Origin of the sequence: Bacillus cereus (assembly GCF_002577405.1) — a bacterium.
In the GTDB taxonomy this organism is placed as follows: domain Bacteria; phylum Bacillota; class Bacilli; order Bacillales; family Bacillaceae_G; genus Bacillus_A; species Bacillus_A cereus_AU.
Map to the genome: position 1 here is coordinate 153,374 of NZ_NULR01000007.1, position 14,016 is coordinate 167,389.

Below are 14,016 nucleotides of genomic sequence, written 5' to 3' on the forward strand. Positions count from 1 at the left end.
AATCAAGGTGTTTTCGTTATACACTTAAAACTCGCTGAATCAGCCCCGAGTACAAAAGGACTAACCTCACCAACGCTATACATATGCAACTCATGCATTGCGCGTGTACAAGCGGTGTAAAATAATCTACGAAGGCTCTCATCACTGTATACTTCATCATTTGCATTGTAAATAATAACAGCGTCAAATTCGATACCCTTCGCTAAATAAGCAGGGATAACGACAATACCTTGCTCATACTCAGCAGAGGTACTCTTCACAAGTTTAATGTCTTCAATGCTGCCGAGCGCCTTATATGCAGCCGCACTTTCGGCTGCGGATTTACATATAATTGCGATCGTATTGTGCTGTTGTTTTTGTAGTTCTGCGACTTTGGCAGTGATGTCGTCATGCAGTTCATTGTAATTAGAAACTGTAGTCACTGTAGGTTTCTCACCATCACGTTCAAATGCGTTAATGTTCTTTCCTTCCGGTACGAGATATCGTGTAAATTCAATGATCGGTTTTGTTGATCGATAGCTACGAGTTAAGTTAATACCGTTTGTTTCGTCTGGCCCGTATAAGCTAGTAAGTGTATTGAAATTAACCGTTTCACTTGCATGAGCAAATATCGCTTGGTTAAAGTCCCCAAGTACTGTCATTTTTGCAGCAGGGAAGAGACGTTTTAAAAACTCGAACTGAAACGGAGAGTAATCTTGCGCTTCGTCTACGAGTACGTGTTTAATCGATCTGTTCGTTTGGAAACCTTCAATTAACTCTTTTAAAAGTAAAAATGGAGTTGCATCCTCGTAATATAGCTTTCCTTCATTTAACATGTTCACCGTTAGTGAACAAATGTCGTCCCATTCTTTCGGCTTTTCTCCAGTAACCCATGATGAATCTGTGAAGAGTTGTTTATATATTCCTGTGAAATTGATGAAGCGTAGTGTTTGAACGCCTTTACGAAGTGGCTTTAATTTTTTACGGACAATCATACGTCCAAGTACTTTCGTTTCTTTTTCATAATCATTAAAGGAGTTGTCGTCAAACTCGCCCTTTTTCTGTAAATATTTATAAGCCTTTTGATATTCATCTTTACTAAGTAGTTCAATTTCCTCTTCTACCCAAGGTTTTTTCAGTTCTGCTTTTTCGATTGCATCTATTTGTTTATTTAGCCAATCCGTTAACTTTTCAATTCTATTATGGAAACGGAGGGAGGAGTCTGTATTGTAAAATTGCTCTGCGATTTCTTTAGCAGAGGCAATCAGTTTTCCTCTAAATTTCATTCCTCTAAATAACATGCCAGACGATTCAAGAGATTGTCTGTACGTTCTAATCATCTCAAAAAATTGAGTAGATGCTTTAAAGCGGATGCTCGCATTTCTAGTTTTATAGGCAGGACTATTCGTTTCAGTTAGCATATATTCTAATTGCTCGTAAGGATCTTCCACATCAAATGACTTACTTAGTCTATGGTTTAAATATTCTTGGAATGTCACTTGCTGCATATTCTCTTCGCCAAGTTCTGGTAGTACGTTAGATACGTAACTGTTGAACATGGAGTTAGGGGAGAAGAGAATGATTTGATCTGCTTTTAACCATTCGCGATATTTATATAGTAAATAGGCGATTCGTTGCAGAGCAGCCGACGTTTTACCACTACCAGCAGCTCCTTGCACGATAAGTAGTCGTCCTTCATCGTGCCTTATAATTTCATTTTGCTCGCGCTGAATAGTCGCAACGATACTTTGCATATGTTTGTTCGTACCTTTTCCGAGCGCTTGTTGTAGGATTTCGTCTCCAATTGTAAGGCTCGTGTCGAACATAGAATCAATCACGCCGCCCTGAATAATATATTGTAATTTTTTCTCTACAGTTCCGTTAATGACACCACCTGGCGTATTATATTTAGCCGGCCCTGGTGGATAATCATAGTAGACACTTGAAATTGGCGCGCGCCAATCGTATATGAGAAAGTTTTCGCCGCTTGCATCGGTAAGGGTAGCAACACCGATATAAATTTGTTCTGCGGCAGGTTCGCCTTCTTCTGTAAAATCAATGCGTCCGAAGTAAGGTGCTTTCTGCATACGTTTTAGTGCAGCGAGTCGATTAAAAGTGTGCTTATGTGTAATTTGTGTTACAGCAAGTGACTGAGCTTGTTGTCTTAGATTGATAACCGTTTCAAGATAATCATCAAAAGTATCCGTGTTCACTTTCACATCATCCCAGAAATGTTTACGGATGTTGATTACTTCTGCTCGGCGTCTGCCAGTTTCATTTTCCAGCTTATCAATTTGTTCTGTAATCGTTTCGATTACGGTATCCAATCGTTTTTGCTCTAGATCAAGTTTTTTATTCATATACGTAAGCACTCCTTTAAAAGTGAAAAATAGAGGTTGACTGAAAATGGATTTTGTTGTACAATTAAGATACGGGTAAATACGTTATTTATATTTTTATAAATGTGTTTCTGTACTAATTTAACATAGTTCTTGAATTTAATCAACAATGATGAGATAAACCTTGGTTCCGTGCTGCGCGAATCGAGGTTTTTTTGTGTTTTTCTCTAAGAGAGAATCGTAATTATTGTTAGTAAGTCGATATAATTGAAAAATCCCTAATATGGGGTAGCACCACACACACATCTATCAACTTAAGAGTATTCAGTAGATCCTAAACAAAATCCCCCCTTCGCTACAGCTAATTATTTATAAGAGCGTATCCTATTTGAAGCTATAGTTTGATGTAACTTTGCATATCCAAATATAGGTAATTCGTATGCAGAGTGTGATTAAATTATATTAATAACATTTAAAATATATTTATTTTTTCCTTGTGAATTAAAATATTTATTTTTCTGCTGATATATTAAGTTATAACTATAATAATTAATTATTCACTTATAACAAAACAATAATTTTATAAGAATAATATTTCTACTCATATTAATATGTAATAAATAAATATTTGAATGTATTCGACAGAATTCTACTATTTACGCGTTGGGAACATCGTGTTTTAATGAAAGAACAAATGGTATGACCACTAAAAAGTGGAAGATACCACTAGTAAAATTTGATCTCCTTAGAGAATTAAAAAGATTTTAATCTGAAAATTTAACATTATTTAGTTCCAAAAATCTAAATTCACAGGAGTATCACAATCATAAAAATATTCTAATTTTTATGATAATTTACTAGTAGGCTCAAAAATCTTAATAGAATAGAATAGGAGAGAGAGAAATGAAATTAAAAGTTTTAGCAACAACAGGATTAGCCTTAACACTAGGGTTAACAAGTATAGGAACCAGTGTTACACCTACTTATGCAGCCGAAAGCAGTAGCTCCTATCAATGGAAATGGGATACTACGGGGCAGAGAACTGCCCACACTTACAAGGATGTATATTCATCTAATAATATGTTTAAATTCGCATCATTTGATACTACAGGTTTCAAAATTACTTCACAAGAAAAAACATTGAAGTCAATTGACTTTGCAATTAATGATAATAGCGGTAATCCAGATGCTTCAACAAGAAAAGCACCTACTAAAACATATTCTACAACAGACTCAATGACATTTAATGCAAGTACAGAAGTTAGTGTGGGAGCAGAAATGTCAGCATCTGCCAAAATCCCAGGGATTGCAGAGGTTACTTCCAAGATTACAACAGGATTTAAAGCAAGTGCGGGATTTTCTAAGCTTTCATCAGAGACTAAAACATTGTCTTATGGTGGCGATGACCTCGTAGCAAAACCACATCAGGTTCTACGTGTTGACTACTTCTTAGAAGAACTAAATACTACAGGCACCATGAATACTGGTACTAGAATAACTGAAATTGGAGATAATTTCGCATTCACTTCTGTAACTGCAATATGGGGACCAGAAGCCTATAAACATCGTGAGCTGACTGTACCGGGACATCTAACAGGTGAACAGGTGTATAACCAATTTAAAAGCATTGAAGAGTTAAATCAAACGAATGATATTGTATTACGCACGGCAGACCAAACTATCGTGGCACTGACACTCATACGTAAAGGAGAATTTTCAAAACACTTTTTCATAGATGAAGTAGCAAAAACTGTATCTACAGTTGGAACACAAGCAAGTTTTGATGGAGTATCCGGGACAGGCTTAACTGCAAAAACTTCAGTTATTGATCCTGCAACAAATGCAAAAACTGTCATTGCCGAAGAACAAATTCAACAACCATAATAAAAAGGCCACGTATTGTGGCCTTTTTATTTAGTTAATTGTATCATGGAAAATTCAATCAAAATAGATTAAAGCTAAAGTTGAATGAAACGTAAATCACTACCCAAGTAGTGTATCTTCAGAAGGAATATAGTCGGGAAATGGTTGTGTTTTAAACCGCAATATTTATAGGGGCGTACGCCATGCCCTATAAATATCAAGCTAAGAAAACAACGTTCCTTCTCCATAGCTTTCTTTATTAGTGTCAGTAATTTAATACTCCTAAAAATAAAAATCCTTTGTTTTTACAAATAATACTCAAAAATTTTTGCAACCTTTTCTTTCATTTTTTCTTTTATAGATAATTGATTGACGTCAGAGGATATTATTCGCTTTGAATTTTGTAAGTCTGCATTAATCACTGGTTTTATTTTCGAAATATAGACAGGATCATGAATATAACAGTTCATTTCTTCATTTAAATGAAACGAGAGCGAATCAAAATTCACGGTCCCAACCATCAATACTTTTTCATCAATCAAAAATACTTTACCGTGTAACACTCCATTTTTATAACCATATACTTCCATTCCTTGTTTTAATGCTTTTCGAATATATGGATACGCTGCTTCTTTAACTAACAGTGCATCCGAATGAGGTGAGAACAGAATTTTGACACGGACGCCCCTCTTTCTTGCATCTACTAATGCGTTCCAAATAGTTCTGTCTTTTGGTATAAAATAAGGTGTTAATATAATGATGGATTCTTTTGCTTGTTGAAACAGCATTGCATAATCTTGCCCAAGTTTTTCTCCACTATAATATGCAGTAAAACGATGCGAGGTTGCTCCCTTTTCCTTTATCGCACTGTGTATCGGAATTGGTTTCTCTGAGTTTTTCTGCCAGTCTAACACAAATTGGTGTTCTAGATCTTGAACGCCTTCTCCTCGTATTTGAAGGTGATAATCTCTCCAGTAACCAAGTTTTTCTTTTTCCCCCAAATACTTCTTGCCGATGTTAAATCCACCAATGTACCCAATTTTCCCATCAATAACTGAAATACGACGATGATTCCGATGATCCAAAGAAGAAACAAGATAAGGAAAAGCTGGCTTATTATAATACGTAAAATGCACTCCTCTTTTAACTAATAATTCTCTTTCCTTCTTCTTTAGTAAAACTCCACCTAGCCTGTCCACTGCATAGTATACTTCTACACCTTCCTGACTTTTTTGCCTCAATAACTCTAGAAACTGGTGACTTACTTTATCATCAGCAATAGAGAAAAAGTAAATATGTACGTAATGCTTCGCTTTCTTTATATCTGAGAATAATTGATTGTTTAACTGTTTCCCGTCTGTATACATAGTAATATCACTCTGACGAATAGGGTATTGGTTAGGCTGCTGGTCAAATCTTCCACTTTTTTCAGCTATTGTTCTGTCGATTTTACCCCAAACAAGTAAAACAAAACATCCGCCAATAAATACAAAGAGGAGTGCTCGGAGAATTTTCCCTATCTTTTTCAGCATATTTAATCTCCTTTATATATTATCGTTCTTTTTCCGTTAGTTTTTGTTATCGGGACAAAACTATTCTATATCCATCCGTGAAGCTAATTTTTATCATAGAATATGTAAGTCAATTACGTTCTTACAGAGTAGATTTTTCTTATGAATATTCTATTCAAGTTAACATAAAACCACTTAACGGTATTCCATGTATCTATTGGATAAGAAACTCTTTCTTCAAGTAATTAACTGTAAAATTTCTTATTCACATAACCCTAAAATTGGAAATCGTACTATGATAACAAAATAGGCATTCTATATTTTGAAATACATTTACAAGGAGGAAATCGTACATGACAGTAAGCACTAAACTTAAACAAACTATCGCTGGATTAAAGGGTGCTCAAGCATGCCTAGAAGGATTTGTTCTTGATACTGATAACCAGCAAGCAAAACAATTATATAAAGGTGCAGCACAACAAACTCAAGAAATTATTGAATCTTTAAATCCCCGTCTTCAGCTAATTGAACAAGAAGAGCCTCAGTATAAGTAATAACATATTACCTTTCACATAGAATATAGGCACATGGAAGAGTGCCCAGCTAAGAAACTCATTGTTCCCAAAAACGAAAAATCAGCTAAATTCTCATAAATAACTGTAAAATAATAGTTGGGGATCAGGTACCATTCTTATGTGAAATTGAATTACCTTATCGACATGAAGAATTAGAAGTGCTATAAAAAGAGAAGGGAGCATAACCGAAAATGGTATGCTCCTTTTTTATTTATTATTTGATTCATTGGTTGGCAGTCAAGTTTATTTTTAACGTTGTGAGGGCATTAAAACATTAAGCTGATTTATTCGGAGAAGTAATCGGATAATTTCATTTACCAGATCTGAACGTAATTTCCCGAAAGGAGAGGGCATACAAAAAAAGCTTGGGGCTACCCAAGCTTTTTTCACTTCATTATTTCTTTTCTTCTTTTTTATCTTCAGCTTTAGGCTCTTCGAAAAGATCTTTCAAATCTTTATCGTCAACTTTTACGTCAGCTTTTTTGATTTCTTTCATCATAAGATCGTTCATGAATTGAGCATCTTGTGCTTTCTTCTGAACTAGATCTTTTTTGATGTCGCCTTTTACTTCATCAAATGGTTTTTGTTCTTTAATGTCTGTTACTTTAATGATGTGGTAACCGAATTGTGTTTTTACAGGTTCGCTTACTTCATCTTTTTTCAGCTTGTAAGCAGCATCTTCGAATTCTTTAACCATTTTACCAGGAGTAAAGTAGCCAAGATCTCCGCCTTTTTCTTTTGAACCAGTATCTTCAGAGTATTGTTTCGCTAACTCTTCGAAAGATTTACCTTGTCCAAGTTCTTCTTTAACCTTTTTCGCAGTCGCTTCATCTTTTACAAGAATATGGCTTGCTTTAATTTCAGGTTTATAGTTTTCTTTTAGTTCTTTATCAGTGATTGTTTTTTCAATCGCTTTTTCTTGAGCTAATGAAGCGCGAACACCATTTTTTATAGTTTCTTCTTTAATACCTTGTTGTTTTAATAGTGTATCGAATTGATCACCGTATTGTTTTTTCATTTCATCGAACTTTTTGTCTACTTCTTTGTCTTCAACTTTGTAGTTTTTAATAAGTACTTTTTCCATAACCATGTTATTTAGTACTTGTTTACCAGCTGTTTGCTTCATTTGAGTGTAGAACTCTTCTTTTGTAATGTCACCAGCTTTAGATGTAACAATTTTGTCGGATGATGATGTTCCACATGCTGATAATGCGATTACACTTGTTGCTGCTAAGGCAAGCATAGCTTTTTTCATTCAATAAACACTCCTACTATTATGTATTTTTAATTTATCCTACACCGATGAACTTTAGTTCATAAGAGCCCGATTAAGTCTCACTGATACTTTTGCTTTTTATACTGGTAAAGCGCACTTAACAGGGCTTACCGAGGCTGAGGATAAAGTTAAGATGCGTGTCATTTATTTCATAGTATAAGCAATATGTACAAAATTTAATATATCATATTTCGACGTCTTTTCCTATTGATAAAGAAATTTTAACCAGTTCGTGTCAGATTTTGAAGGGGTACCATATTGGGCGTATGTCGCATATACAGAATAGAGGAGGGGATGGGGATGAATTCTCAACTTATTTTATTACTTGTACTGTTTATTTTATTGGTTATAGTAGGTATAATTTGCTTATAGAGGAAAAAAATGAGGAAGGGGCTTTCCTTCCTCACTTTCCATGAAATATAATTTCTATATAACTAGAAATTAATAAAATTGTTATACATACATTAATAACCCGAAAGACACCGGGTTGGCGGCTCGCAGTTATTTGTTTTCGTTCACACAGTGTATGTGTCATGAAATTCGTGTAAAATATAACAAGAAGTGCGAATGCGACAAAAACAACTGTTATAAGTGTCATGAGGCGAGACCTCCTTTTGGCTAAAATACATATATATATTGTATCACACGATATTTTGTTCGTGTTACAAAATTCAGAAATAGAAGACTTTGTGTTAGAAAGTGAGGGAGAAAATGGACGTTGTTAGAAGATTAGAACAAGCTGAATACTACGTAGACCTACTATTTAAAATGATTGATGAAGAAAAGTGTCCATTTTATTCTTTGATCATAAAGAAAAAAGCTCGTAAAAAAGATATTGAACGTATACTAAAACTTTGTGAAATACTGAACGAACAATACGTAGTGGAGAAAGCAGAAGGGCTTTTATTGTTTGATACGCTGTTAGATCAATTTGAAAAAGCGCTTCCACATCAGCTCGAAGTACACGAAACTGCGGAAGCGCTAGCAAAACAAGGTTTATTTAAGCCACTTATGAATGAATTCTTAAGTATGATTACGAAAAAATAAATAAATAGATTATTTCTTAACTAACTTTTGATCGGATTCCATAAAGTTCTCCTCGATACTTTCTAACGATTTCTCAAAAATATCGATGAAGTCTTGTCCGTAAATATTACGCAGGATTGCAATCAGTTCGATATTTTCTGGGAACTTCCCATAAAAATTACGAAGTGCAAGAGCCCCATTAAACACAGAATTATTTTCAGGATCATACTCCTCCATTAAGCGAAGTAGTAATTCTTCCCCTTTATCTGTAATTTCAATGTACGTATTTCGTTTATCATCTTCTTTTTTCGAGAATACAAGATAACCGCGTTCTTCCAGCTTTTTAGAGAAGTTAAACGCTGTTGATACGTGCATAACTCCAAATTTAGCAATCTCAGAAATAGAAGCCCCTTTTAAATGATAAGCGATTGATAAAATGTGATGCTCATTAATATTTAAATCGTAAGGTTTAATCCACTGTTGCCAATCTTTCTCTACGCATTTCCATAACGCTTTCGATAATTGAGCAATGCGTTGGCTGAAAATCATCGCTTCTTTTACCGAGTAATCTTTTTCTCCACTTTTCATTTACTCACCCACTTTAACATTCTTTTTCATTACTATCTATTATGCCAGTAAAATAAAAATTAATAAAGTCTTTTTGTGAGAATTGTGAAAATTTTTCGGAAAAATGACATTCTATACAAATCATGCATAACTATGGGAGCGTTTTATGAGTCGCGAATACATGTGTTGTCCATACATGTTAGGTGATAACATATATTGTAAATGCATAAAAACACGGCATATCAATGTGATATGCCGTGTTAAGGTCAATTTATCTGAAAAATATTTGTTATATGCAAAAAACTAAGCAGGAATCTGTTTACGCTTTTTCTGGAACAGCTTCTTGTAGTTTTTCAATTGATTTTTGAATGTCCAAAATTTCTTTCTCGATATGGCGCTTGTTTTGAGAAATATCTTGTTTCCAGTTAGAAAGCGTGTCTTGCATATCGTCTTTTAGTTCTTGAAATACTTCTTTACCTTCCGAAGCAGTTTCAACGATTTGACGCTTTAATAACTTTGTATCAGCTGTAATATCAGCTAAAGTCTTTTTAATATCAGTTCCTTTTTCTTTCAGCTTACCGCGCATATCTTTACCAGAAGAAGGAGTTGAGAAAAGAACGGCTAGTCCAGCAACTGCTCCGCCGCAAATGACACCTGTGATAAAGGATTTAGCTTTTGACATAAAAGGAGACCTCCTTATTTTTCGTTCGTATTCATGATGTACAAAAGTATGCATATATTTCTTGTATGTGCGATGCACAGAAAATCATACCCCAGCACTTTTAGTGAAAAAACAAGTCACGCTAATGTTTGATCATTTTGGGGAATCGACTTGTTATGTATTACGTCTTCTTATAGTGTCACTATTTCACACTATTTGCAATTGTGCTTGCGATATTTTGTAAAGTTTCCATAGTGTATTCATTTTGGTGTGATTTCCAAACAGCACCGAAACCATCGTTTTCACCGTAGCGTGGAATTAAATGAAGGTGGAAGTGGAACACAGTTTGTCCAGCTTTTTCACCGTTATTGTTAAGTAGGTTAAAGCCAACTGGATTAAACTCTGCTTTAATTGCGTTTGTGATTTTCGGAACGACAGAAAAAATGTGTGATGCGATTTCTGGCGTTAACGCAAAAATGTCTTGTTTGTGAACTTTTGGAATAACAAGAGTATGTCCTTTTGTTACTTGACTAATATCTAAAAATGCAAGTACATGTTCATCTTCGTATACTTTTGAACAAGGGATTTGCCCGTCAATAATTTTACAAAAAATACAATTATCTGCTGTATGATTCATTGATCTCATCCTTTCAAATAGCCTTAGCCGTATTTTACCATAATTACATAAGAGAACAAACACGAAAAACAGGAAGCTGACTCAGCTTCCTGTTTTCTGAAGATGGATTGAAAAAGCATTATTGTAATTTACGGTTCGCAGACACCTCATTTATTTAAGAAATGCACGGTAAATCGGCTAAAGTTTCTGCCGTAGACACCCCATTTTCAAGTGAAATGAATTGCAATCTTTTTTTAAGGAAATTGTTTATTTATAAAACAGTATATGCTCTTTCGGAGACACCCCGTTTCTAAAATGAAACAAATAATCTGGTTATGTGTAAATTTCTTTGTCCAACATGGACACCCCATTTCATGATGACTTCACTATGTTGTTATACTCATCAATTGGTGGTTGCTTTTTCAATGTGTTCCTTCTTCCTTAATTATGATGTCCGCTTTCGTAAAAATATATACGAAGGAATTTAAATTTTTTTTGAGGACATCGAAACTATGTAGGATAGTGCAATTTTTGGTAAGATGAATATAGAATGAATATAAATGAAGAAAGTGGTGTCGTATGAGTGAGTTATTACGTGTAGAAAATGTTACAGGAGGATATACGAAACGCCCTGTACTGAAAGATGTTTCGTTCTCTGTTAATAAAGGCGAACTTGTCGGCTTAATCGGTTTAAATGGAGCTGGTAAAAGTACGACGATTAAACATATTATCGGTTTAATGGAACCGAAAAAAGGAAATGTCACAATAAATGGGAAAACAATTCGTGATGATATGACAGCGTATCGTTCTAGTTTCTCCTTCATTCCAGAAACACCGGTATTATATGATGAGTTAACGTTAGAAGAGCATTTGAAGTTAACAGCGATGGCGTACGGCGTGGATGAAAAGCAATATGAAGAACGTGTAGGACAACTACTACAAGAGTTTCGCATGAAAAATCGTTTGAAATGGTTTCCGTCTCATTTCTCAAAAGGGATGAAGCAAAAAGTAATGATTATGAGTGCGTTTTTAGTGGAACCGTCTCTTTACATTGTGGACGAACCTTTCGTCGGGCTTGATCCGTTAGCGATTCAATCACTTCTTCAAATGATGAATCAAATGAAAAAGAGCGGCGCAGGTATTTTAATGAGTACACATATTTTAGCGACAGCAGAGCGTTATTGTGATTCGTTCATTATTTTACATCAAGGTGAAGTAAGAGCGATGGGAACATTATCGGAACTGCAATCCGAATTTAATATGCCAGGTGCAACGTTAGATGATATTTACATTGCGTTAACGAAGGAAGAAGATTATGAATAGCACAGCATTATGGAAAGAACGATTTCGGCACTTTCTAAAAGAAGTTCGTACATATAGTAAATACGTATTTAATGATCATTTAAAATTTATTTTCGTGTTCATCATCGGTGCAGGAGCGTATTATTACCAGCAATGGTTACAAACGTTAACACCTTCGTTTCCAACTGCGCTTGTGATGGCACTATTAATTGGACTGGTTTTAACGGCTGGATCCATTCAAACGTTATTGAAAGAAGCGGACCTCGTTTATTTACTACCAGTTGAAGAAAAGTTAAAGCCTTACTTTACAAAGGCATTTCTCTTTACGTTTATGATTCAGTTATACATAATCGCAATCGTAGCAGCAACACTCGCTCCGTTATACTTCCAACAAATGAAACAAACAGGTGCAGCATACATATGGATTGTACTTGCGTTTGTTATTGTAAAAGCGTGGAATTTATTCGTAGCGTGGGAAAAGTCATTTTTAACAGATCAAAATGTGCAAAAAGCCGATTGGTTCATTCGTTTTATCTTAAATGGCTTATTTGTGTACTTCCTTGTAGAACGTACTTCCGTTCTTTTCATTGGCGGAATTGTTCTGCTCATGGTGTTATACCTTACTATCCTGCATCAAATGGTGAAGGGAAAGCCGCTGAACTGGGAGTATTTAATTTCTGAAGAAGGTAAAAAAATGCTGCTGCTGTACCGCATTGCGAATATGTTCGTTGATGTACCAGCATTAAAAGAAAGAGTATCCCGCCGCAAATGGCTTGATTTCATTCTTTCGATAATCGGAGAAAAGCGTACATATTTATACTTATATACGAGAACGTTCTTACGATCGGGCAACTATTTTGGATTATATGTACGCTTACTCGCTCTTGGTGGAATTATTCTTTACTTTATTCCATTTTTATATGGGCGATTTATCGTAAGTCTTATCTTCCTATACTTAATCGGTTATCAGCTATTAACCTTATGGAAACATCACCGAATGAAGATTTGGCTTGATTTGTATCCAGTAGGGGAAGACGAAAAGAAGGAAGATTTTCTTACTTTATTAAATGCGATTCTTATTATCGGTAGCATTGTATTTACAATTTTATTTGCACTTGCGACGAAAGATTTCATAATGACCGGTATTTTATTTGTCGTAAGCATATTATTTAATATTGGTTTCGTTTATCGATACAGTGCGAAACGCATTGAGCGTTTAAACTGAAAGGAATGAACCTATGATTACATATGAAGAAAAGGTTATAAAAGAATTGGAGCAGTGGAAAGCTACATTTATGAAAGATTCTTCTATGATGACACGGTTCTCAAAAAAAGTGCAGACGAAAGTACAACAGCTCATTCCGGCGAAAGTACAAAAAGTGTTAACAGAAACGATTCGGATGATGGTGCAAACGATTAGTGCCGGATCAAATTTTATAAAGCCGAAATTAAAAGAGACGAACTGGTCACTGCAAAGACGTGACGATGAAGTTCGTAAAAAAATGGATGAGTACAAAAAAATAGCTGCGGCAGAAGGAGCTGGAACGGGAGCAGGTGGAATTCTTCTCGGTCTTGCTGATTTTCCGCTTTTACTCACCATTAAAATAAAGTTTTTATTCGATGCAGCAACATTGTACGGGTTTGATACGAGTGACAAAGAAGAACGCCTCTTTATTCTTCACGTTTTCCAACTCGCTTTTTCAAGTGACGACCATCGAAAAGAAGTATGGAAAGCAATTGAAACGTGGGATACAGAAGAAGAAAATCATATGGACTGGGAAAAGTTCCAAACAGAGTACCGAGACTATATCGATTTAGCGAAGATGCTTCAACTCGTCCCGATAATCGGTGCCCCAGTCGGCGCGTATGCGAACTATCAATTACTGCAAAGGCTTGGGGAAGTAACGATGAATTGTTATCGTATGCGATTGCTTAATAGAAATTGATTTATTTTATAAGAAAGAAAGCATCCTAAATCTGTAATTTAGGATGCTTTTTTTCTTATAAAGGTGAATATATATCTAATCTAATTTATGTCTTTATATTGTATAAGTGAACTCTTTTTCATTAATATTCTTTCATAAATTAAGAAAGCTATTACAATCACTTTTATTATCGATACATATACTATTAAATGATGACTTTTTAATAATTCAGATTGGAGGTAAACATATGTCGAATAATAAATATGAACAAGAATTTGATTCAAATAATTATTTATTTGCACATGCATTAGATCCTGATTTAGTGGGCCCTACATTCCCTCCGTCCCCACCTTTTAGCCCTACAGGAGTTACAGGC

14 protein-coding genes are annotated in these 14,016 nt (G+C 34.9%); 7 read left to right on the plus strand and 7 right to left on the minus strand.

Annotation, left to right across the window (positions count from 1 at the left end; translation table 11 throughout):
- Nucleotides 1-2: 2 nt before the first annotated feature.
- A complete protein-coding gene (gene helD, locus COC96_RS11295) occupies nt 3-2,339 on the minus strand; it encodes an RNA polymerase recycling motor HelD (RefSeq protein ID WP_098269652.1) in 2,337 nt (778 codons plus the stop codon).
- An 882-nt stretch (nt 2,340-3,221) separates the two neighbouring features.
- Between helD and COC96_RS11300 the strand changes: the two genes are divergently transcribed.
- Entirely contained in the window at nt 3,222-4,202 is a 981-nt protein-coding gene (locus tag COC96_RS11300) for a hypothetical protein (protein WP_098768822.1), read from the plus strand.
- 284 nt (nt 4,203-4,486) lie between these two features.
- Here COC96_RS11300 and COC96_RS11305 read toward each other — a convergent pair whose 3' ends face one another.
- Nucleotides 4,487-5,713, minus strand: coding sequence for a phospholipase D-like domain-containing protein (locus COC96_RS11305; RefSeq protein ID WP_098268662.1), 1,227 nt, complete (start codon nt 5,711-5,713; stop codon nt 4,487-4,489).
- Between the two features lie 332 nt (nt 5,714-6,045).
- Here COC96_RS11305 and COC96_RS11310 point away from each other — a divergent pair, with 332 nt between their 5' ends.
- Nucleotides 6,046-6,246, plus strand: a complete 201-nt coding sequence (locus tag COC96_RS11310) for a DUF1657 domain-containing protein (protein WP_002162205.1) — start codon at nt 6,046-6,048, stop codon at nt 6,244-6,246.
- Between the two features lie 415 nt (nt 6,247-6,661).
- Here COC96_RS11310 and prsA read toward each other — a convergent pair whose 3' ends face one another.
- Together prsA and COC96_RS11325 are read right to left on the minus strand one after the other, a co-directional pair.
- Complete coding sequence (gene prsA, locus COC96_RS11315; protein ID WP_098768823.1) at nt 6,662-7,522, minus strand: peptidylprolyl isomerase PrsA; 861 nt, start codon at nt 7,520-7,522, stop codon at nt 6,662-6,664.
- Nucleotides 7,523-7,946: 424 nt separating this feature from the next.
- Nucleotides 7,947-8,141 carry a hypothetical protein gene (locus COC96_RS11325; protein ID WP_048656387.1) on the minus strand — a complete coding sequence of 65 codons (195 nt, stop codon included), beginning with the start codon at nt 8,139-8,141 and terminating at the stop codon, nt 7,947-7,949.
- Nucleotides 8,142-8,254: 113 nt separating this feature from the next.
- Here COC96_RS11325 and COC96_RS11330 point away from each other — a divergent pair, with 113 nt between their 5' ends.
- Nucleotides 8,255-8,590, plus strand: a complete 336-nt coding sequence (locus COC96_RS11330; protein ID WP_098268660.1) for a DUF1878 family protein — start codon at nt 8,255-8,257, stop codon at nt 8,588-8,590.
- A gap of 9 nt (nt 8,591-8,599) precedes the next feature.
- On the opposite strand, the gene COC96_RS11335 is transcribed toward COC96_RS11330, so the two are convergent.
- The 3 genes from COC96_RS11335 to COC96_RS11345 form a co-directional block, all read right to left on the minus strand.
- A complete protein-coding gene (locus COC96_RS11335) occupies nt 8,600-9,157 on the minus strand; it encodes an HTH-type transcriptional regulator Hpr (RefSeq protein WP_098268659.1) in 558 nt (185 codons plus the stop codon).
- Nucleotides 9,158-9,455: 298 nt separating this feature from the next.
- Nucleotides 9,456-9,818 (minus strand): YtxH domain-containing protein, encoded by a 363-nt coding sequence (locus tag COC96_RS11340; protein ID WP_071711168.1) that lies wholly within the window; start codon nt 9,816-9,818, stop codon nt 9,456-9,458.
- Nucleotides 9,819-9,999: 181 nt separating this feature from the next.
- Nucleotides 10,000-10,434, minus strand: a complete 435-nt coding sequence (locus tag COC96_RS11345) for an HIT family protein (protein WP_098268658.1) — start codon at nt 10,432-10,434, stop codon at nt 10,000-10,002.
- Nucleotides 10,435-10,992: 558 nt separating this feature from the next.
- Here COC96_RS11345 and ecsA point away from each other — a divergent pair.
- From ecsA to COC96_RS28505, 4 genes are all read left to right on the plus strand, one after another.
- Nucleotides 10,993-11,736, plus strand: a complete 744-nt coding sequence (gene ecsA, locus COC96_RS11355; protein ID WP_098768824.1) for an ABC transporter ATP-binding protein EcsA — start codon at nt 10,993-10,995, stop codon at nt 11,734-11,736.
- Nucleotides 11,729-12,940: an ABC transporter permease gene (locus tag COC96_RS11360; RefSeq protein WP_098768825.1), complete on the plus strand. Its 1,212-nt coding sequence runs from the start codon at nt 11,729-11,731 to the stop codon at nt 12,938-12,940. The genes ecsA and COC96_RS11360 overlap by 8 nt, the downstream gene beginning before the upstream one ends.
- Nucleotides 12,941-12,953: 13 nt before the next feature.
- The gene (gene ecsC, locus COC96_RS11365) at nt 12,954-13,661 is read left to right on the plus strand and encodes an ecs operon protein EcsC (RefSeq protein WP_098768826.1); all 708 of its coding nucleotides are present in this window, start codon (nt 12,954-12,956) and stop codon (nt 13,659-13,661) included.
- A gap of 226 nt (nt 13,662-13,887) precedes the next feature.
- A partial coding sequence (locus tag COC96_RS28505; RefSeq protein ID WP_141536083.1) for an exosporium leader peptide-containing protein occupies nt 13,888-14,016 on the plus strand: 129 nt, incomplete at its 3' end.